This window comes from Methylobacterium sp. Leaf465 (assembly GCF_001424705.1).
Taxonomy (GTDB): domain Bacteria; phylum Pseudomonadota; class Alphaproteobacteria; order Rhizobiales; family Beijerinckiaceae; genus Methylobacterium.
Map to the genome: position 1 here is coordinate 470,657 of NZ_LMRA01000001.1, position 19,251 is coordinate 489,907.

Here is a 19,251-nt window from a genome sequence, read left to right on the forward strand (position 1 = left end):
CCGTCCTGTCGCTCCGCTCCAGGCTCCCGGGCCCAGCGGAGAGAGGAGGGCGCGTTCCTCGATAGATCTCCATTGCGAGAGGAACCGCGATGTCAAAACGCATTCAGGCGAAGCACAAGCTCGATCGCCGCATGGGCCAGAACATCTGGGGCCGCCCGAAGAGCCCCGTCAATCGCCGCGAGTACGGCCCCGGCCAGCACGGCCAGCGCCGCAAGGGCAAGATGTCCGACTTCGGCACGCAGCTGCGCGCCAAGCAGAAGCTCAAGGGCTACTACGCCAACATCACCGAGAAGCAGTTCCGCCGCTACTACGCCGAGGCGATCCGCCTGCGCGGCGATTCCGGCGAGAACCTGATCGGCCTGCTCGAGCGCCGCCTCGATGCCGTCGTGTACCGCGCGAAGTTCGTTCCGACCCCGTTCGCGGCGCGTCAGTTCGTCAACCACGGCCACGTCAAGGTCAACGGCCAGCGCGTCAACATCGCCAGCTACCTCGTGAAGCCGGGCGACCTGATCGAGGTCAAGGATTCCTCGAAGCAGCTCGAGATCGTCGTCGTGGCCGCGCAGCTCGCCGAGCGCGACGTGCCGGACTACATCGAGGTGGATCATTCCAAGATGACGGCCCGGGTCACGCGCGTGCCGAACCTCGGCGAGGTTCCCTACCCGGTCCAGATGGAACCGAACCTCGTGATCGAGTTCTACTCGCGCTGATCCCACCGGATCATCGCCGAAGATGCGAAAGGGCCGCCCGCGAGGGCGGCCTTTTCTCGTTGGGCGACGGCTTCAGCGCAACGGCCGCCCCGTCTCAGCGGGGGAGGGCGCTACCCGGGGACGCGCGATTGCGCGACTTCAGGGCACGGGACGCATCCCGGGCGCTCGGCGGAAGTCCGGTGTCGGCGGCAGATCCCGGCGCGTCGCCCGGCGCACCCGGCACGAAGCCGCGTCCGTCCCGCCCACCCGTCTCGAAGCCGTAGCCCGCATTCACACCGGCATAGAAGCCTGTGAAGTCCTCGGCCGCGGCCGGCGCAGGCGCCGCCAGGCCGGCCAGGCCGATCAGCGCGAGGAGGGTGGTCCGCATTCCGATCTCCGGAGGCAAGGTCGTGTCTCGAAAGGTCATGTCTCAAAACGCGAAACGGCGGCCCGGAAGGGGCCGCCGCTTCAGTCATGCCGTGAAAGGTGGCCGCAGCGCGGCCAGCCCGGGTCGATCAATCGTCGACGTTGATGCTCTGGGCCTCGCGGCCCTTCTGACCCTCGACGACGCCGAGGACGACCTGCTGGCCTTCGGCCAGGGAGTCGAGGCCGGCGCGGGAGAGGGCCGAACGATGCACGAACACGTCCTTGCCGCCGTCGTTGACGGAGACGAAGCCGAAGCCCTTGGCCGGGTCGTACCACTTCACCGTGCCGGTCATCTCGGTGGACGGGCCGCTGGCGAAGCGTCCGCCGCCACGGTCGCCACCGCGGTCGCCGTAACCACCGCCGCCGCCGCCGCCGTAACCGCCGGCACCGCCACCGCCGAAGCGGTCGCCGCCACCGAAGCCGCCGCTGCGGGGCGGACGCGCGTCGCGCATGGGCGCGGCCTCGGCCGTGGAGGTATCCACGCTGGTGACGTCGGTCACCTGCGGACCCTTCTGGCCCTGGGCGGTGTGAACCGTCAGGCGCGTGCCGGGGAGGAGGTCGGCATGGCCGGCAGCTTCGACGGCGCGGATGTGGAGGAAGGCATCGCCCGAACCGTCAGCCAGCTCGACGAACCCGAAGCCTTTCTCCTTGTTGAACCACTTGACCGTCGCATCGCGCTCCGGTCCAGAGGGTGCCGCAGCGGCGCGCGACGGACCACGGTCGAAACCGCCGCCACCGCCGAAACCACCACCGTAGCCACCGCCGCTCGGAGGAGCCTGATCCGGCCAACGCGGCTCGGCTCCACCCTCATCGAAGCCGCGCTTCTGCGGCCCCCGAAAATCACGACCACGTCCCATAGAAAGCTCGCAAAAACCGTCCGCCGACCATCAGTTTCGATAACCGCGTGCGCGCCATCCCAGACAGCCCACGCTCCGCTCTATCATTACTCCCAGCAGCGGTGACCAAGAATAACGCCTTAGTCCTGACTGAAAGCCGCCTTGATCGCAAGATGCTTCTGCCCCGGTTGGCGAGAGTTCCGTAACTTTCCTGCGGCAAAATGCGTAGCTTTTTAGCGCACCCCGGCGGCGGCGGCGGCCCGCGCCCGCCGCCGAGGCCTGTCTCGCGCCCGACGATCGAATCGATTTGCGGGTCGATGTTAGCAAAGCGCAAAGTCCCGGACGGTAGGGTGCCGACGGGGCATGCCCGCCCCGAGCCGCCGGGCCCGACGCCGCATCCATGATCGCCACCCCGAGTTTTCCGGACCTCTCGGCACTGGTGGTCGACGAGAGTCTCTACATCCGCCGCATCGTGCGCGACATGCTCATGCGGGTCGGGATCAAGCGCGTGCTCGAGGCGCCGGACGGGGCCGAAGCCCTGGGCGTCCTGGCCGAGAGCAAGCCGGACCTCACCATCATCGACTGGGACCTGGCGATCCTCTCGGGCGAGGAGTTCATCCGCCTGGCGCGCACGCCCACCACCTCGCCGTCGCCCACCGTGCCGATCATCCTGATGCTGGCCCAGCCCCGCCGCAACGTGGTCGATCGGGCGATCTCCCTGGGGGTCAACGAGATCATCGCCAAGCCGTTCTCGCCCAAGACCCTGTGGTCGCGCCTCGACGAGGTGATCAACCGGCCGCGCCCGTTCTCGCAGGTCAAGAGCCTCCTCCGGCCCGTGCCGCGCATGGCCGCGGCCGGCAAGCTCGGGTGAAGACCGCTCGGAGCAGGCCCGGCCGGCTCCGTTCGAGCCGCCGAAATCATCCCGGATCCGATCGTGTTCGCGATCGAGGCTTTGCAGTTTGCCGGGGAGACCTGTAGCGTCTCAAGCGACTGTTGGTCCGGCTGTCCGCCTGGGACCATGATCGAGGATTTCGGCTCAGCCGATGAGGGACGAGAGCGCCGCGACCATGCCGGCCCGCCCGAGCGGCGGGACAACGCCGCTGGCGGCATCGGTGGCGCGCGCCGATGCGCCGGGTCCGGCCGGCCGTCCGAGCCGGCGCAGCGCCTATGCCGCCCTCGACCTCGGCACGAACAATTGCCGCCTCCTCGTGGCCGAGCCGGCCTCGCACGGCTTCCGGGTGATCGATGCCTTCTCGCGGATCGTCCGTCTCGGGGAGGGGCTCGGCAACTCGAACCGGCTCAGCGAGGCCGCGATCGAGCGGACCATCGAAGCCCTCCGGGTCTGCAAGGCCAAGATGCAGGCCCGCGGCGTGGTGCGGGCCAAGATCATCGCCACCGAGGCCTGCCGGCTCGCGGTGAACGGGGCCGAGTTCGTCGAGCGCGTGCGCAACGAGGTCGGTCTCGACCTCGAGATCGTCGACCGGCAGACGGAGGCCTACCTCGCGGTGACGGGCTGCGCCGCCCTGGCGGACCCCTATTCCGAGTCAGTGGTCATCTTCGACATCGGCGGCGGCTCCACCGAGATCGCCTGGCTCGACGGTGCGGCGACGAACCCCTCGGCCGATCCGACCCTGCGCATCCGCGCCTGGGACTCCCTGCCCGTGGGCGTCGTGACCCTGGCCGAGCGCCACGGCGGTTCCGACGTCACCCGCCTGACCTTCGAGGGTATGGTGGAGGAGGTGGCCGACCTCCTGGCGCGCTTCGCCATCCGGGCCGCGCCCGCCGCGAATGCCCGGCACTTCCACCTGCTCGGCACCTCCGGTACGGTGACGACGCTGGCGGCGATGCACCTGCGTCTCGCCCGCTACGAGCGCCGGCGGGTCGACGGTCTCTGGATGAGCGACGCCGACGTGGGCGAGGCCATCGACGACCTCCTCGACACCCGGCTCGAACAGCGCGCGGACAATCCCTGCATCGGGCGCGACCGGGCCGACCTGGTTCTGGCGGGCTGCGCCATCCTGGAGGCGATCCGCCGGGCGTTTCCCTCCGACCGCCTGCGCATCGCCGACCGCGGCCTGCGCGAGGGTCTCTTGATGAACATGATGCGTGAGGACGGCGTCTGGCGCCGTGGGAGCTACCGGTGAGTGACAGGCGTGGTGCCGGCGCGGGTCTGCGCGGCGAACTCAAGCAGCGGGTGAAGACGGGGCGGGGCCGCACCGCCTCCCAGAAGCGCTGGCTGGAGCGCCAGCTCAACGATCCCTACGTGGCCCGGGCCAAGCGCGAGGGCTACCGCTCGCGCGCGGCCTTCAAGCTCATCGAGATCGACGAGCGCTTCAAGCTCCTGAAGCCCGGCCAGCGCATCGTCGATCTCGGCGCGGCCCCAGGCGGCTGGTCGCAGGTGGCGGCCAAGATCGTGGGGACCAGCGGCAAGATCGTCGGCATCGACCTCCTCGAGATCGAGCCGATGGTCGGGGTCGACTTCATCACCCTCGACTTCCTCGCCCCCGAGGCGCCGACGCTGCTCACCGACGTCCTCGGGGGTCCGGCCGACCTCGTGCTCTCGGACATGGCCGCCAACACCACCGGCCACAAGCAGACCGACCACCTGCGGATCATCGGCCTGGCCGAGACGGCGGCCGAATTCGCCCGCGAGATCCTGGCACCCGGCGGATCCTATCTCGCCAAGGTGTTCCAGGGCGGCACGGAAGGGACGCTGCTCGCCGACCTGAAACGCGACTTCGCCAGCGTGCGCCACGTCAAGCCGAATGCCAGCCGGGCCGATTCGAGCGAACTCTACGTGCTGGCGACGGGCTATCGCGGGCCGACCGGGGCCGCCGTCGAACCGCGGGATCCCTGAGCCGAGCTCCTTCCGGGCAGGGGAAGCTCCCAGGTTAGGGGAAGCGTGACCATAATGCACTGCGTGCAACGCAGCGTGAAGGCTGACGCAGACCTCTCTATTTCCGACGACTTTCTGTTCAAGATCCGTTGCGACGTTTTTGAAGTAAAATTTAGATTTATGCACTATATTTTACGGATCTCGCCTGCCAAAGGAGAACTATAGTCCCGGACGGCAATCTTGCGCGCTGCAACATGAATGGTGCAGGACAGCATCTCCGCGAGATCGCTGCGAGCCATTTGAATGTCCGAGACGTTTCACCCTCAGTCCGGTGCCGAGACGGAAAAACTGTTCCACCGCCGCAAGTTCCTGGAGTTCCTGTCGGCCAGCCCGGTGGTGGCGCCCGGGATGGTGAGCGCGCTCGCCGGCCTGTCGGCCCTCGGCACCGACGCCGCCATGGCCCAGAGCTACGACGTCTTGCGGCAGTCCCCCGGCAATGTCGGCGAGATCATCGATTCGCCGAGCCAGGCCCTCAACGTCTTCGATTTCGAGCCCGCCGCGAAGAAGGCCCTGCCCCCGGCCCATTACGGCTACCTCGCCAGCGGCGTCGACGGCGACGAGACCCTGAAGGCGAATCGCGCGGGCTTCGAGAAGATCCGCATCCGTGCCCGCCGCCTCATCGACGTGCGCAAGATCGACACTACGGTGAAGATCTTCGGCGAGACCTGGGCAAGCCCGATCGTGCTCGCCCCGGTGAGCAGCCAGGCCGCCTTCCACCCCGAGGCCGAGTCGGCCGTGGCGCGCGGCGCCAAGGTCAAGGGTCACCAGATGATCCTGTCGACCGTGGGCAGCACGTCGATCGAGGACGTGATCAAGGAGCGCGGCGCGCCGGTCTGGTACATGCTCTACCCGACCGACGACTGGGCCGTGACCGAGGCCCTGGTGAGGCGGGCCGAGAAGGCCGGCGCCCCCGCCATCGTCCTCACCGTGGACCGCCAGGGCGGCCGCAACACCGAGACGCTGTTCCGGGAACGCCGCCTCGACACCCGCACCTGCTCGGATTGCCATACGCCCGGCTTCAAGAACGAGGTCAGCCGCAAGCCGATGTTCGACGACATCGACGTCTCGAAGGTGACGAACCTCTACGGCACCGGCATGACCTGGGACTACGTGAAGCGCCTGCGCGGCATCGTGAAGGGCAAGCTCGTCCTCAAGGGTATCGTCACCCACGAGGACGCCAGGAAGGCCCTCGATTACGGCGTCGACGCCCTGATCGTGTCGAACCATGGCGGCCGTGCCGAGGAGAGCCTCGAGGCGACGATCGATGCGCTGCCGGAGGTCGTCCAGGCGGTCAACGGCCGGGTGCCCGTGCTCATCGACGGCGGCTTCCGCCGCGGCACCGACGTGATCAAGGCCCTGGCCCTCGGCGCCAACGCGGTCTGCATCGGGCGTCCCTACGTCTGGGGTCTGGCCGCCTTCGGCGAGCCCGGCGTCACGGCGGTGCTGGCGATCATGCAGCGCGAGTTCGAGACGATCATGCGCCAGGTCGGCGCGACGAAGCTCGCCGAAATTACCCCCGCCAGCGTCAGCCGCGCCTGAGATCATCGACGCGGCGGCGAAACCCGTGCGCCGCCCCCTCCGGATCGCTTCTCGGGCAGAACCGCCCGGGGAGCGATCCGCGTTCCGGGGCTCGGCCGGCGAACCGGCGGGACAGGTCGGGTAAGACTACGGCATCCATCGCGGTGCCCCGTTCGGCCCCCAGCATTGCGCCGAACGCTCAGGACGCCTCCGGTCTTCAATCCCGGCCGACGCGGCGCTCCGTGAATCGAAAGATCGATGCGCAGCGCTCTCGCGCGGTTTCTTTGCGGAGCAGCAATTTTCCGATCTGCAGGGCCGGATCATTACGTTTTCATTAGCCCTGATCGCCACGATCACTCGGCGATGTCAGGGACTTCAACACATCCTCCATGTTCCGCAGTCCAGATTGCCGAACGCGATCCGGGCGCCTGCCCCGGACGGGCAGGCGGTGTGGAGTTGTCGATGGTCTTCCGGTGTCTGGTCTCCCTGTTCGCGGCCGGGATCGGCTTCGCCGCGACGGCGGCGACGGCCAAGGACGTCCCCTTCGCGAAGGTGGCGGATTGGGACATCAGCCGCAGCGGCGACGGCGCCAAGGCCAAGTGCATGATGGTGCGCGGCTACCAGGATGCGGACGACGAGAACGCCAGCGCGGTCGCGATCGGGACCTATCCGGGATTCCTGATCATCTCCCTGGGCTATCAGGGCTGGTCGCACGACAAGGGCGACCGCACCGTCGTTCTCCTGGCTGGCGGCAAGGTCGTCCTTCCGCGCTCCAAGTGGAAGGCCGACGATACCCAGTTGACCGGGGAGTTCCCGGACACACTCCTGCCGCACCTTCTGGGCGCCGACGCCATCGTCCTGCGCTTCAAGGATGGCGACGCGGACTTCAAGATCCCGGCCTTCGCCGAAGCCTTCGAGGCCCTGAAGCGCTGCAGCGGACCGCCGGACGAAATCGCGACGGAGCTTCCGTCGCAGGGCCGTATCGCCAACTACGCGAGCGGGCTCTTCTTCCAGAAAGCGCTGAAGGATTGCGACGTCGCGAGCACGGGCAAGCAGCGCGCCGACCTCGAGGCCAAACTGGCGGCGATGCGCCCGGAGATGAGCCCGATCCAGGCGCTGATCGACATCGAACTCGGCAAGCGCTTCACGGACCCGAAGGCGCCGTTCTGCCCCAAGCCGGACGATGCGGCGGCTTTCGGCACAGCCCTCGGCCAGTACCTCGTCATGACCCCGGAAGCCTTCGCGGCCGAGACGGAGCGGCGCCAGAGTGAGAAGAAGGCGGCGGCGCGGCCGCCGGAGACCCGGATCAAGGTCTACGGGATGGGCCTGATCTTCCAGAAGGTCCTCGCGAGTTGCGAGATTCCGACCACGGCGCGGCAGCGGGCCGACTTCGATGCCAAGCTCGCGGCCCTGGCGCCCGAGATGGCCCCGGTCACGGAGGAGATCCAGGCAAAGCTGCAGCCGACCTTCGCGAAGCCGGCGACGGAGCTCTGCGCGGCGTTCCGCGACCTGTCGGACGACCCGCAGCCCATCGTCGCCTTCTCGACCCGGACGCCCGAGGACTTCGCCACCTTCATGGATGCCCGCGAGGCCGCCAAGGCGCCCCCCAATCCGGCGGAGACGCCGGTGCCCGGCGCCAAGCTCTGAGCCGCGACCGTCCGCATTCCCACCGGAGAATCCCGTCATGAAGCGCCCGTCGCCCGCTCGGTCCTGCCTGTTCGGCCTCGTCGCCGGTCTGGTTACCCTCGCGCCTGCGGAGGCCCAGGAAAGCCCTGTCCCGGAGCGCCCCCTGTTCGAGAGCCTGAACGGCTGGCAGGTCGAGCGTGCCACCAGCGTCACGGGCAGTCCGTCCTGCGTGATCGTGCGGTCCTATGTCGACGAGGACGATGACGACGCCGACAATTCCATCACCTTCGCGCTGGAGAACAAGGCCCTCGTCGTGGTGCTGACCTACGGCAAGTGGCAGCACGACCGGGACGAAAAGATCACGGCCGCCACCGAACTCGGCGGCAAGACCGTGAACGCCAAATCGACCTGGACCGGCAACGGCACCCGGCTCGTCGGGACGTTGCCGGGCAACCTCGCCGAGAAGGCCGCGGAGTCCGAAGAGATCCTCATCAAGGGCAAGGGCTGGAAAGCGGGCTTCGACCTGAGCGGCGCCGCCGACGCCTTCGCGGCGATGAAGCGCTGCAATGCCGGCGGGGCGCCGAAGCCGCGCTCCTGACGCCTCAGAGCCGGCAGGCGCCCTCCAGCGCCGTGTTCTCGGCCTCGGTGAAGACCCGGGACCGGATGAGGAAGCGCTTGTCGCGCCCGTTCTCCAGGGAGAACATGCCGCCGCGGCCGCGCACCACGTCGAGGATGAGGTGCGTGTGCTTCCAGACCGCGAATTGCGGCCGGCTGATCCAGAAATCGGCGCCCGCCACGGTACCGAGATGGACGTCGCTGTCGCCGGTGAGGAAGTCGCCCACCGGATAGCACATCGGCGACGAGCCGTCGCAGCAGCCGCCGGACTGATGGAACATCACCGGACCGTGCTCGGCCCGCAATTCCGCGATGAGGTCGATGGCGGCGGGGGTCGCGGTGACGCGCAGGGGCGTCCCGTCGGCGCCGGCCTGGTCGGCGGTGGTCGGGTCGAGGGCGGTCTCGCTCATGGGGCGGTCTCCGGGAAAGGCCTTTCGGGAGAAATAGGGCGGAAGACGAAAAAGCCCCGGCCGTCATCCGGCCGGGGCAAGTCTCACGCGGGTCTGCGTGGCCTGAACGGGTCCTAGAAGAAGCCGAGCTTCTTGGCCGAGTAGCTGACGAGCATGTTCTTCGTCTGCTGGTAGTGGTCGAGCATCATCTTGTGGTTCTCACGGCCGATGCCGGACTGCTTGTAACCGCCGAAGGCCGCGTGGGCCGGGTAGGCGTGGTAGCAGTTGGTCCAGACGCGGCCGGCCTGGATGGCGCGGCCGAAGCGGTAGGCGCGGGTCCCGTCGCGGGTCCAGACGCCGGCACCGAGGCCGTAGAGGGTGTCGTTGGCGATGCTGAGAGCATCGGCATCGTCCTTGAAGGTCGTGACCGAGAGGACGGGGCCGAAGATCTCCTCCTGGAAGATGCGCATCTTGTTGTGGCCGCGGAACACGGTCGGCTTCATGTAGTAGCCTTCCGCGAACTCGCCGTCCTTCACGTTGCGCTCGCCGCCGGTGAGGCACTGGGCGCCTTCCTGCTTGCCGATGTCGACGTAGCTGAGGATCTTCTCCAGCTGCTCCGAGGAGGCCTGGGCGCCGATCATCGTGGCGGGATCGAGGGGCGAGCCCTGGGTGATCGCCTCGACGCGCTTGATCGCCCGCTCCATGAAGCGGTCGTAGATCGACTCGTGCACCAGGGCGCGGCTCGGACAGGTACAGACCTCGCCCTGGTTGAGGGCGAACATCGTGAACCCCTCCAGCGCCTTGTCGAAGAAGTCGTCATCCTCGTTGGCGACGTCGGAGAAGAAGATGTTCGGCGACTTGCCGCCGAGTTCCAGCGTCACCGGGATCAGGTTCTGCGAAGCGTACTGCATGATTAGCCGGCCCGTCGTCGTCTCGCCCGTGAAAGCGATCTTGGCGATGCGGGGCGAGGAGGCGAGCGGCTTGCCGCATTCGAGGCCGAAGCCGTTGACAATGTTGAGCACGCCCGCCGGCAGCAGGTCGGCGATAAGCTCGGCCACCACGAGGATCGAGGCCGGGGTCTGCTCGGCGGGCTTGAGCACGACGCAGTTGCCGGCCGCCAGCGCCGGGGCGAGCTTCCACACCGCCATCAGGATGGGGAAGTTCCACGGGATGATCTGGCCGACGACGCCCAGCGGCTCGTGGAAATGGTAGGCCACGGTGTCGTGGTCGATCTCGGAGATCGAGCCCTCCTGCGCGCGGACGCAGCCGGCGAAGTAGCGGAAATGGTCGATGGCGAGCGGGATGTCGGCGTGGGTCGTCTCGCGGATCGGCTTGCCGTTGTCCCAGGTCTCGGCCAGCGCGATCAGGTCGAGGTTCTCCTCCATCCGGTCGGCGATCTTGTTCAGGATGCGGGCGCGCTCGCCCGGCGCGGTGCGGCCCCAGGCCTCCTTCGCGGCGTGGGCGGCGTCGAGCGCCTTGTCGACGTCGGCGGCGTCCGAGCGGGCGACTTCGCAGATCACCCGGCCGGTGATCGGGGACGTGTTCTCGAAGTAGCGGCCGGCCACGGGCGCGACCCACTGGCCGCCGATGAAGTTGTCGTAGCGCGCCGAGAACGGCGCCTTCGTACCCTGGTCGAGAAATTCCGGCTTGTTCATCGCGTATCCTCCTGATTGTTCTTATGGGCAGCAGCCAAAGCCAGACGCAGCGTCAAATCAAGATGGACTTTTGGCCAACGGTCGGTCGCGCGAGCGCACGGCCCGGATGATCGGCGCGCCCGATGGCGTCGTGGCGCGGGGGCGATGTTAGACCCGTTCGGGCGGGTTGGCGACCCGGGCGGCGCTCAGCGCGGCCCGAGGCGCGCCAGACGGCGGCTGCCGATCCGCCGGGCCGTCTGCGCGTCGATCCGGGGACCCGCGCGCGCGCCGCCGGGCAGGTCGAGGAGGAGGCCCGTCGCCCGGCCGTCCGGCTCGATGTCGAGGGCGAGGCGGGTGCCGTCCTCGGCCACGAAGACGCGGTCGCTCTCCGGTGTCAGGGCAAGGCGCGCGGGACCGGCCCCGCGGGCGACGAGGCGGTCGCCCTCCCGGGCGAGGGCGACCACGGCGCGCGGCCCCGTCCGGTAGAACCCGACATAGCGGTCGAGCACGGTGGCCGGCACCGCGATCTCGCTGACCTCCGGCTGCCCGAGGGCGAGGGCGCCGAGGCGGCGGGACAGGGTCTGGGCCGGCGTGGTCTCGGTGTTGCCGAGGACCACGACCGTCAGGCCGAGATCCGGGTAGCTGTCCTTGATCGCCGAGAACCCGTCGAGGAAGCCCCCATGGGACAGGAGCCGCTGGCCGTAGGCGCGGCCGACATAGAGGCCGAGCCCGTAGCCGTGGCCGCCGTCGCGGACCATCTCGGCCAGGGAGGCCGGTCGCAGGACCCGGCCGGAGAACAGCGCGGCGTCCCAGGCCACGAGGTCGTCGAGCGTGGAGACGAGGCCGCCGGCCCCGAGGACGGCCGCCGGAACCTCGGGGGGCGCGTTGCGCCACTGCCCGGCGGCACGGTGGTAGCCGGCGGCCCGCTGCGGGATCACCGCCGCCGGATCGGCGTCCCCGGTGTCGGCGAGGCCGGCGGGGGCGAGGACCAGGCGGTGCAGCACGGCCGCGAAGGGCGCGCCGGTGATCCCCTCCACGATCGCCGCCAGCAGGATGTAGCCGGTGTTGCTGTATTCCTGCGCCGAGCCCGCCGGGAACAGCAGCGCCTCGCGATAGAGCCGGCCCACCACGTCCATGGGCGTCCGGGCGGTCCGGGCGAGGAGGGTCGGGTAATCGGGCAGGGCCGTCACGTTGGGCAGGCCCGCGGTGTGGTCGAGGAGCATCCGCAGGGTGATCGGCGCCCAGGTCGCCGGCAGGCCGGGCATGTACCGCGCGGCCGGGTCGTCGAGCCGGAGCCGCCCGGCCTCCTGCAGCTTCAGGATCGCGGCGGCGGTGAACTGCTTCGTCAGGGAGGCGATCCGGAAGCGGGTCTCGGGCGTGTTGGGCACCGACCATTCGCGCTGGGCAACGCCGTAGGCCTGCCGGAACAGCACCGCGCCGTCGCGGGCCACGATGGCGGCGCCGGAGAAGATCCCGGCTCGGGCGTAGGGCCGCACCAGGGCGTCGGCCCGGGCGGCGAAGTCGGGCGGGGTGATCTCGGACGAGGCGATCGAATCGGCGCCGGCCCGGGCCGGACGGCCCGGCAGGAGGGCCCCGAGGAGCCCGAACTGGACGATGCGGCGACGCGTCTCCTGCATGCTGCCGCCGTTCCGCTCCCCGACCCGCCGCGATCCCGGCACCCGGTCACGGTTCTCCGAAATTGTGGCGCGAGCGCGCCGAGGACCCCGCGCGGCTGCCATGCAGCGCCCCCGATGGCCCCGCCGCGCCGAAGGCACCAAGAGCCGGACGAAACGTTCTGGCTCGACTGATGATCCGCCGCGCCGCCCCAGCCCCCGAGGACCGTCCCAGGTGAGCACCACCCCGGCCAAAATCGCGCAGGCCCCCGCCGCGCACGCCCCGGCCGCCCCCATCCCCGTCACCGTCTCCGAACCGGCCGCCCGGCCGTGGACAGGCCCGGGCTTCGGCGAGTTCGTCGGCATCGTCGCGCTGATGATGGCCGTCACGGCGATTTCGATCGACAACCTGCTGCCCGCGTTTCCGGCGATCCAGGCCCGCTTCGGCGTGGTCGATCCAAACAGCCTGCAACTCCTCATCTACGTCTACATGATCGGCTTCGGCACGGCGCAGATCGTCTACGGGCCGCTCTCGGACACCTACGGGCGGCGCTCGGTGCTGCTGGCGGGCCTGGCGATCTACGTCGTCGGCACCGGCCTTGCCATGGTGGCCCCGTCCTTCGGCTGGCTCCTGGCGGCGCGCGTCATCCAGGGCATCGGCGCCGCCAGCGGGCGCGTCCTCTCGACGGCGATCGTGCGCGACCGCTTCGCGGGGCGCGAGATGGCGAGCGTGATGTCGCTCATCATGATGGTGTTCCTGATCGTGCCGATGATCGCGCCGGCCATCGGCGGCGCGATGCTGCTGTTCGGCTCGTGGGTCTACGTCTTCGTCTCGATGCTGGCGCTCGCCGGCATCCTGGTGATCTGGTTCGCCTGGCGGATGCCCGAGACGCTGCATCCGGAATACCGGCGGCCCTTCTCCCTCGCGGCGGTGGCCCAGGCGGTGGCCATCACCTTCCGCAACCGCGTGGCGGTGGGGTACGCCACGGCGCTCGGCCTGCTCACCGGCTGCATCATGGGCTATGTCGGCTCGGCCCAGCAGGTCTTCGACACGGGGCTCTACCATCTCGGGGGCCTGTTCCCCCTGGCCTTCGGCCTCGTCGCCGGCGCCATGGGGGTCGCCACCCTGGTGAACGCCCGCCTCGTCCGGCGCCTCGGCATGCGCCCGCTGTCCCATGCGGGTCTGAGCCTGTTCGTCGTCGTGGCGGTGGGGCAGGTGGTGGCGGGGCTCGCCTATCACGGTCACCCGCCCCTGGGGCTGTTTCTCGCGATCCTGGCCGCCAACCAGTTCCTGATCAGCTTCGCCATGCCGAACTTCAACGCCCTGGCGCTGCAGCCCCTGGGCGAGATCGCCGGCACGGCCTCGTCCTTCCTCGGCTTCTACACCACGATCCTGGGCGCCTTCTGCGGCTTCCTGATCGGGCACGCCTTCGACGGCTCGGTGCTGCCCATCGGCATCGGCTACGCCCTCCTCGGGGGCCTAGCCCTCGCGGTGGTGGCCTGGACGGAGCGGGGCCGCCTCTTCCGCGGCGGCGTCTCCGGTTGAGGACACCGCAGCCTTAACGCCGTCTTCAGGCGGTCGCGACAAAGCTCGGTCTCCCAGGATCCCTGACGGAGCCCCAGACGTGACCGGCCGTGCCCAAGACGGACTGCTCTTCCTCGCCCGGCTGCTGCTCGCCGCCGCGCTGCTGCCCACGGGGGTCGCCCGGGCCCTGAACGTCTCCGGCTTCGCCGTCACCCTCGCGGCCACAGGCCTGCCGTCCCCGAACGCCGTCGCCACCGCGGCCGTGATCGTCCAGGTGTTCGGCCCCGTCGCGCTGATCCTCGGCGTGCTGCCGCGCCTCAGCGGCCTGGCGCTCGCCGTCTTCGTCGGCGTGATGGCCGTGCTCCTGCACCCGTTCTGGCAGTTCTCCGGGCCGAGCGCGGTGGCCGAGCGCACCCTGCTGCTGGCCGATTTCGGCCTCGCCGGCGGCTTCCTCATCTACGCGATGACCGGCCCCGGCCGCTGGAGCTGGCAGGGCTGGCGCCAGGGCGCGCGCGCGTCGGCGGGTGCGGGCAAGGCATCGGCCAAGGCACCGGCCACTTCCTCGGCCGCCGCGCGGGGCGGATCGAAGCCCAAGCGCGCCCCCGGGCGGAATCCGGCCCGGGCCGCCGCCTGAGGTCCCGGACGCCCCCGCGTTCGACGGCATCGCGTCCTACGGCATCGCGTTGCGCGGGGCGGCGGCGGCGAGCCGGTGCCCCGAGACCTCGGCGCCGGCCTCCGGGCTGAGCCGCCGGAAGGAGAAGAAGGACATCACCGAGATCAGCGCCACCGCCAGGAAGGCCGGGGCGAAATCCTGCGCCACGATCTCGGTGCGGCCGTGGAACGCCGCGGCGCCCTCCAGGGCCAGCGCCCCGAAGGACACTCCGAGGCTGAGCGAGAGCTGCTGGGCCACGCTCGCGAGGCTCGTGGCCGCGCTCATCTCCCGGGTCTCCAACTCGGCATACGCGATGGCGTTGACGCAGGTGAATTGCAGGGACCGCACGCAGCCGCCGATCAGCAGCACGCAGATGATGATCGCGTGCGGGGTCTCGGCGGTGAACAGGCCGTTCACCGCGAGGAAGGCCGAGGCGACCAGCGCGTTGATGAGCATCACCCGCCGGAAGCCGTAGGCGCGCAGGATGCGGGGGCCGACGAGCTTGATCAGGAGCGCGCCCGCCGCCGCCGCGAAGGTGATGAGGCCCGAGCGCAGGGGATCGAGGCCGAAGCCGATCTGGAGCATCAGCGGCAGCAGGAAGGGGATCGCCCCGGTGCCGATCCGGAACAGGCTGCCGCCGGTCACCGCCGCGCGGAAGGTCGGGTAGCGCAGCAGGTCGAGGCGGATCACCGGGTTGGCCAGGCCGCGCGAATGCCGGAAATACAGCCCCAGGAGGATCGCTCCGGCGGCGAGGCAGCCCCAGGAGACGCCCTCCGGGAGGAGGGGGCGGCCGGTGGATGCAAGGCCGAGCATCAGCGTGGCGAGCCCAAGCCCGGAGAGGAGGAAGCCGAGGACGTCGAGGGGTGGGCGCTCGGATTCGCGGATGTTCTCGAAGTAGAGCGTCGACAGCACGATGCCGGCGATCCCGATCGGGATGTTGATGAAGAAGATCCAGCGCCAGTCGAAATAGGTCGTGATGAAGCCGCCCAGGGGCGGACCGAAGATCGGCCCGATCAGGGCGGGGATGGTCAGGTAGGCCAGCGCGCTGACGAGTTCGCTCTTGGGCACGCTGCGCAGGATCACGAGGCGTCCCACCGGCACCATCATGGCGCCGCCGAGCCCCTGGAAGAACCGTGCGGCGACGAAGCCTGCCAGGGAGTTCGAGGCCGCGCAGGCCAGCGAACCGGCCATGAACACCCCGAGGGCGACCCGGAACACCGTGCGGGCCCCGAACCGGTCCGCCATCCAGCCGCTGATCGGAATGAAGATCGCCAGGCTGACGAGGTAGGCGGTGAGGGCGAGCTTGAGGGCGATCGGGTCCTCGTTCAGGCTCTGGGCGATGGCCGGGAGCGCGGTGGCGATCACGGTGGAATCGGTGTTCTCCATGAACAGCGCGGTGGCGACGACGAGGGGGACGATCTGGGACGTGCGCATCGGCGAGACATAGGTCCGGTCGGGCGTTTCGGATGCCTCATACCGACAAAAAGCGATGCCGCGGCAAGCGCGTATGCAATGACGAATGGCTCGGGATGAAAGGGACATGCCGCACGTGCAGGGCCCGGGCCTTTCGACGGCGTGGCCCTGCGGCCACATCGGCCCAGCATCGAACCGGCGACGGCCTCGCTCACCTTTCCACAATGTTGCTGGAGCCGCTAAGCTCGACGGCATGATCGGGTGCCGCTCGACTCCGCTTCGGAGCCGTGCCGGGCGCTCCCCACCGTGTCCCCAAGAAAGTCACCGATGCTTCCGAGGTTCGAACATCGACGCAGGCTGGCGGGCTTCGTCTCCTGCCTCGCCCTGGCGGCTGCCGTCGCCGGCTGCGGGACCGTGGTGCTCACGGAATCCGGCGCCCTGACCCGGTACGACCGCCTCGCCGGCAGCGACGAGACGGCCAGCTCTTCGCGGATCTTCGTCGATCCGGCGGCCCTCGCGGCCACCCGGACCGTGCGGATCGTCCCCACCGCCTTCTCGGAGGTGGTGGCCCCGGGCCTGACGCCGGCCGAGCGCAAGCTCGTGGCCAACGCGGCCGACCGGGCGCTCTGCTACGAACTCTCCCTGCGCTACGACGTGGTCTCGGGCCGGAAGGCGGACCTCACGGTGCGCTCGGCCGTGACCCGGATCGATCTCACCAACGTGCCGGCGGCCGGCGCCACGGTGGCGACCTCGGCGGGCATCACCATCGCGTCCCAGCTCGGCGCCGGCTTCGCGACGGCCGTCGGCCGCGTCCCGATCCCCCGCATCCCGATCGGTCTCGGCAGCCTGACCGTCGAGGCCGAGGCTCTCGACAGCCGCAACGTGCAGCGCGCCGCCATGGTCTGGGGCGGGGCCAGCAACGCCTTCACCAACCAGGCCCGGTTCTCCCCGGCCAGCGACGCCTACGACCTCGCCGGCGAGTTCGGCCAGGATTTCGGCTTCTACCTCGCCACCGGCCAGGACCCGTTCAAGGCGCCGCTTACGCTGCCGACCTACGACCGCGTCCGCATCACGACCCTCGGCGAAGCGCCCCTCGACCCCGATTGCGAAGCGTTCGGCCGTGCCCCGGGCCTCGACGGCATCCTCGGCGATTACGTCGGCGCGCCGCCGGAATGGACCGACAGGGGGCCAGCCGAGGGCCTGCCGGGCGCGCCCCGAGGCGTGCGCTAGGCGCAACCCCCACCGGAGAACGGCGTCCCGGGCGCATTTTCCTGTCGGACGCGCGCACCGGCGGCTTTGCGCCGGTTCCCCGTGCATGATACTGGCCCGTGCCAACCCAGTGACGTCGGAACGCCCGCGAGCGCCCGACGCAGCACCCGTTCCGGAGTTGGTTCATGGCCCGCATCACCGCTGATTCCATCATCGAGGGCCTGACCTTCGACGACGTCCTGCTGCGCCCCGCGGCCTCCTCGGTGATGCCCAGCGACGTCAAGATCGCGAGCCGGCTCACCCGCTCGATCCACCTGAACCTGCCGATCCTGGCTTCGGCCATGGACACCGTCACCGAGGCCCCGATGGCCATCGCCATGGCGCAGAACGGCGGCATGGGCGTCATCCATCGCAACCTCGAGCCGGCCGAGCAGGCCGAGCAGGTCCGCCTCGTCAAGAAGTACGAGTCGGGCATGGTGCTGAACCCCATCACCATCCACCCGGACGAGACCCTGGCGGATGCGTTCTCGCTGATGAAGCAGAACCGCATCTCCGGCATCCCGGTGGTGGAGCGCGGCCCCAACGGCTCCCGCGGCAAGCTCGTCGGCATCCTCACCAACCGCGACGTCCGTTTCGCCACCAACTCGTCCGAGACCGTCGCCGACCTGATGACCCGCGATCGGCTCATCACCGTGCGCGAGGGCGTGAGCCAGGACGAGGCCAAGCGCCTGCTGCACCAGTTCCGCATCGAGAAGCTGCTCGTCGTCGACGACCACTATCGCTGCATCGGCCTCATCACGGTCAAGGACATCGAGAAGCAGGTCGCCTATCCGGGCGCGGTCAAGGACGAGCAGGGCCGCCTGCGGGTCGCGGCCGCCACCACCACGGGCGACAGCGGCTTCGAGCGGGCCGAGCGCCTCATCGATGCCGGCTGCGACGTCATCGTGGTCGACACGGCCCACGGCCACTCGATCAAGGTGCTCGACGCCGTGCGCCGCGTGAAGCAGCTCTCCAACACCGTGCAGATCGTCGCCGGCAACGTCGCGACCCGCGACGGCGCCCAGGCGCTGATCGATGCCGGCGCGGACGCGATCAAGGTCGGCATCGGCCCGGGCTCCATCTGCACCACCCGCATCGTCGCCGGCGTCGGCGTGCCGCAGCTCACCGCCCTGATGGAGGCCGTCGAGGCGGCACAGAGCGCCGACGTGCCGGTCATCGCCGACGGCGGCATCAAGTACTCGGGCGACCTCGCCAAGGCGATCGCGGCCGGCGCCTCCGTGGCCATGCTCGGCTCGCTCCTCGCCGGCACCGACGAGGCCCCCGGAGAGGTGTTCCTGCACCAGGGCCGCTCCTACAAGAGCTACCGGGGCATGGGCTCGGTGGGCGCCATGGCCCGCGGCTCCGCCGACCGCTACTTCCAGGCCGAGGTCAGCGACACCCACAAGCTCGTGCCCGAGGGCATCGAGGGGCAGGTGCCCTACAAGGGCCCGGTGGCGGCGGTGCTCCACCAGCTCGCCGGCGGCCTGCGGGCCGCCATGGGCTATGTCGGCGCCCCGACGATCCCCGAGTTCCAGGAGAAGGCGCAGTTCATCCGCATCACCAATGCGGGCCTGCGCGAGAGCCACGTCCACGACGTGACCATCACCCGCGAGAGCCCGAACTACCCCGGCCGCGCCTGACCCGCGCCGCGCGCGCCCGTGTCGGACGTCCGGCACGGGTCGCCGCCCGATAGGAATCGCCGTGACCGTCCAAGCCATCCTGGCGCCCGTCTTCGCCCAGGTCCTCCTCACCTTCGCGCTGCTGTTCTGGACCGGGCGGATGCGCCTCTCGGCGGTGCGCGACGGCGCCGTGAAGGACCGCGCGTTGACACTGGGCCAGCGCGACTGGCCGGCCCCGGCCCAGCAGGCCGCCAACACCTTCTCGAACCAGTTCGAGATCCCGGTGCTGTTCTACGTCCTCGTCGGGTTCGCCCTGGCCACCCGCAAGGCCGACCTCCTGTTCGTGATCCTGGCCTGGATCTTCGTGGCCACGCGCGTCGTCCATGCCGGCGTCTATCTCACCACGAACCACATCCCGCACCGCTTCCGCGCCTATGCCGTCGGCACGCTGGTGCTGCTGGTGATGTGGATCCTCTTCGCGTTCCGGATCTTCCTGGCGCCGATCGGCGTCTGAGCCGGGACGATGACGCGGCCTGACGGATCGGTGGCCGCATC

General features: G+C 69.8%; 18 protein-coding genes. 12 read left to right on the forward strand and 6 right to left on the reverse strand.

The window, feature by feature from the left end; genetic code table 11:
* Nucleotides 1–89 precede the first annotated feature (89 nt).
* Entirely contained in the window at nucleotides 90–707 is a 618-nt protein-coding gene (gene rpsD, locus ASG51_RS02145) for a 30S ribosomal protein S4 (RefSeq protein WP_055953400.1), read from the forward strand.
* Between the two features lie 94 nt (nucleotides 708–801).
* Here the strand turns inward: rpsD and ASG51_RS02150 are convergent, their stop codons facing one another.
* Nucleotides 802–1,074: a hypothetical protein gene (locus ASG51_RS02150; protein WP_056378716.1), complete on the reverse strand. Its 273-nt coding sequence runs from the start codon at nucleotides 1,072–1,074 to the stop codon at nucleotides 802–804.
* 127 nt (nucleotides 1,075–1,201) lie between these two features.
* Nucleotides 1,202–1,969 carry a cold shock domain-containing protein gene (locus ASG51_RS25310; RefSeq protein ID WP_056272289.1) on the reverse strand — a complete coding sequence of 256 codons (768 nt, stop codon included), beginning with the start codon at nucleotides 1,967–1,969 and terminating at the stop codon, nucleotides 1,202–1,204.
* 379 nt (nucleotides 1,970–2,348) lie between these two features.
* On the opposite strand from ASG51_RS25310, the gene ASG51_RS02160 reads away from it, so the two are divergent.
* From ASG51_RS02160 to ASG51_RS02185, 6 genes are all read left to right on the forward strand, one after another.
* Nucleotides 2,349–2,819: a response regulator gene (locus tag ASG51_RS02160; RefSeq protein WP_056189093.1), complete on the forward strand. Its 471-nt coding sequence runs from the start codon at nucleotides 2,349–2,351 to the stop codon at nucleotides 2,817–2,819.
* 172 nt (nucleotides 2,820–2,991) lie between these two features.
* Complete coding sequence (locus tag ASG51_RS02165) at nucleotides 2,992–4,092, forward strand: Ppx/GppA phosphatase family protein (RefSeq protein WP_056378718.1); 1,101 nt, start codon at nucleotides 2,992–2,994, stop codon at nucleotides 4,090–4,092.
* The gene (locus tag ASG51_RS02170) at nucleotides 4,089–4,805 is read left to right on the forward strand and encodes an RlmE family RNA methyltransferase (RefSeq protein ID WP_056378720.1); all 717 of its coding nucleotides are present in this window, start codon (nucleotides 4,089–4,091) and stop codon (nucleotides 4,803–4,805) included. Before ASG51_RS02165 ends, ASG51_RS02170 begins: the two co-directional genes overlap by 4 nt.
* 282 nt (nucleotides 4,806–5,087) lie before the next feature.
* Complete coding sequence (locus tag ASG51_RS02175; RefSeq protein WP_056272280.1) at nucleotides 5,088–6,383, forward strand: alpha-hydroxy acid oxidase; 1,296 nt, start codon at nucleotides 5,088–5,090, stop codon at nucleotides 6,381–6,383.
* A 441-nt stretch (nucleotides 6,384–6,824) separates the two neighbouring features.
* Nucleotides 6,825–8,009, forward strand: coding sequence for a hypothetical protein (locus ASG51_RS02180; protein ID WP_056378721.1), 1,185 nt, complete (start codon nucleotides 6,825–6,827; stop codon nucleotides 8,007–8,009).
* A 37-nt stretch (nucleotides 8,010–8,046) separates the two neighbouring features.
* Nucleotides 8,047–8,586: a hypothetical protein gene (locus ASG51_RS02185; protein ID WP_056378722.1), complete on the forward strand. Its 540-nt coding sequence runs from the start codon at nucleotides 8,047–8,049 to the stop codon at nucleotides 8,584–8,586.
* 4 nt (nucleotides 8,587–8,590) lie between these two features.
* Here the strand turns inward: ASG51_RS02185 and ASG51_RS02190 are convergent, their stop codons facing one another.
* The 3 genes from ASG51_RS02190 to ASG51_RS02200 form a co-directional block, all read right to left on the reverse strand.
* Entirely contained in the window at nucleotides 8,591–9,013 is a 423-nt protein-coding gene (locus ASG51_RS02190) for a DUF779 domain-containing protein (RefSeq protein ID WP_056272271.1), read from the reverse strand.
* A 113-nt stretch (nucleotides 9,014–9,126) separates the two neighbouring features.
* On the reverse strand, nucleotides 9,127–10,647 hold the full coding sequence (gene adh / locus ASG51_RS02195) for an aldehyde dehydrogenase (RefSeq protein WP_056378724.1): 1,521 nt from the start codon (nucleotides 10,645–10,647) through the stop codon (nucleotides 9,127–9,129).
* A 185-nt stretch (nucleotides 10,648–10,832) separates the two neighbouring features.
* Nucleotides 10,833–12,263: a serine hydrolase gene (locus ASG51_RS02200; protein WP_082513826.1), complete on the reverse strand. Its 1,431-nt coding sequence runs from the start codon at nucleotides 12,261–12,263 to the stop codon at nucleotides 10,833–10,835.
* A gap of 352 nt (nucleotides 12,264–12,615) precedes the next feature.
* Between ASG51_RS02200 and ASG51_RS02205 the strand changes: the two genes are divergently transcribed.
* Nucleotides 12,616–13,785, forward strand: coding sequence for a multidrug effflux MFS transporter (locus ASG51_RS02205; RefSeq protein WP_082513842.1), 1,170 nt, complete (start codon nucleotides 12,616–12,618; stop codon nucleotides 13,783–13,785).
* Between the two features lie 79 nt (nucleotides 13,786–13,864).
* Entirely contained in the window at nucleotides 13,865–14,398 is a 534-nt protein-coding gene (locus ASG51_RS02210; RefSeq protein ID WP_056378726.1) for a DoxX family protein, read from the forward strand.
* Between the two features lie 36 nt (nucleotides 14,399–14,434).
* On the opposite strand, the gene ASG51_RS02215 is transcribed toward ASG51_RS02210, so the two are convergent.
* The gene (locus tag ASG51_RS02215) at nucleotides 14,435–16,084 is read right to left on the reverse strand and encodes an MDR family MFS transporter (RefSeq protein ID WP_347379723.1); all 1,650 of its coding nucleotides are present in this window, start codon (nucleotides 16,082–16,084) and stop codon (nucleotides 14,435–14,437) included.
* Nucleotides 16,085–16,156: 72 nt separating this feature from the next.
* Here ASG51_RS02215 and ASG51_RS02220 point away from each other — a divergent pair, with 72 nt between their 5' ends.
* The 3 genes from ASG51_RS02220 to ASG51_RS02230 all read left to right on the forward strand — a co-directional run bounded on the left by ASG51_RS02220 (nucleotide 16,157) and on the right by ASG51_RS02230 (nucleotide 19,210).
* Nucleotides 16,157–17,059, forward strand: a complete 903-nt coding sequence (locus tag ASG51_RS02220) for a DUF3313 domain-containing protein (protein WP_056212782.1) — start codon at nucleotides 16,157–16,159, stop codon at nucleotides 17,057–17,059.
* Nucleotides 17,060–17,223: 164 nt separating this feature from the next.
* Nucleotides 17,224–18,717 carry an IMP dehydrogenase gene (gene guaB / locus ASG51_RS02225; RefSeq protein ID WP_056272260.1) on the forward strand — a complete coding sequence of 498 codons (1,494 nt, stop codon included), beginning with the start codon at nucleotides 17,224–17,226 and terminating at the stop codon, nucleotides 18,715–18,717.
* Nucleotides 18,718–18,778: 61 nt separating this feature from the next.
* The gene (locus ASG51_RS02230; protein ID WP_056378730.1) at nucleotides 18,779–19,210 is read left to right on the forward strand and encodes an MAPEG family protein; all 432 of its coding nucleotides are present in this window, start codon (nucleotides 18,779–18,781) and stop codon (nucleotides 19,208–19,210) included.
* Nucleotides 19,211–19,251 lie beyond the last annotated feature (41 nt).

Coding starts and splice junctions, on each gene's coding strand:
- ASG51_RS25310 (WP_056272289.1), bottom strand. CDS start 1,969: ATGGGACGTGGTCGTGATTTTCGGGGGCCGCAGAAGCGCGGCTTCGAT.
- rpsD (WP_055953400.1), top strand. CDS start 90: ATGTCAAAACGCATTCAGGCGAAGCACAAGCTCGATCGCCGCATGGGC.
- adh (WP_056378724.1), bottom strand. CDS start 10,647: ATGAACAAGCCGGAATTTCTCGACCAGGGTACGAAGGCGCCGTTCTCG.
- ASG51_RS02175 (WP_056272280.1), top strand. CDS start 5,088: ATGTCCGAGACGTTTCACCCTCAGTCCGGTGCCGAGACGGAAAAACTG.
- ASG51_RS02220 (WP_056212782.1), top strand. CDS start 16,157: ATGCTTCCGAGGTTCGAACATCGACGCAGGCTGGCGGGCTTCGTCTCC.
- ASG51_RS02165 (WP_056378718.1), top strand. CDS start 2,992: ATGAGGGACGAGAGCGCCGCGACCATGCCGGCCCGCCCGAGCGGCGGG.
- ASG51_RS02185 (WP_056378722.1), top strand. CDS start 8,047: ATGAAGCGCCCGTCGCCCGCTCGGTCCTGCCTGTTCGGCCTCGTCGCC.
- ASG51_RS02200 (WP_082513826.1), bottom strand. CDS start 12,263: ATGCAGGAGACGCGTCGCCGCATCGTCCAGTTCGGGCTCCTCGGGGCC.
- ASG51_RS02190 (WP_056272271.1), bottom strand. CDS start 9,013: ATGAGCGAGACCGCCCTCGACCCGACCACCGCCGACCAGGCCGGCGCC.
- ASG51_RS02205 (WP_082513842.1), top strand. CDS start 12,616: ATGATGGCCGTCACGGCGATTTCGATCGACAACCTGCTGCCCGCGTTT.
- ASG51_RS02180 (WP_056378721.1), top strand. CDS start 6,825: ATGGTCTTCCGGTGTCTGGTCTCCCTGTTCGCGGCCGGGATCGGCTTC.
- ASG51_RS02215 (WP_347379723.1), bottom strand. CDS start 16,084: ATGCCGTCGAGCTTAGCGGCTCCAGCAACATTGTGGAAAGGTGAGCGA.
- guaB (WP_056272260.1), top strand. CDS start 17,224: ATGGCCCGCATCACCGCTGATTCCATCATCGAGGGCCTGACCTTCGAC.
- ASG51_RS02150 (WP_056378716.1), bottom strand. CDS start 1,074: ATGCGGACCACCCTCCTCGCGCTGATCGGCCTGGCCGGCCTGGCGGCG.
- ASG51_RS02160 (WP_056189093.1), top strand. CDS start 2,349: ATGATCGCCACCCCGAGTTTTCCGGACCTCTCGGCACTGGTGGTCGAC.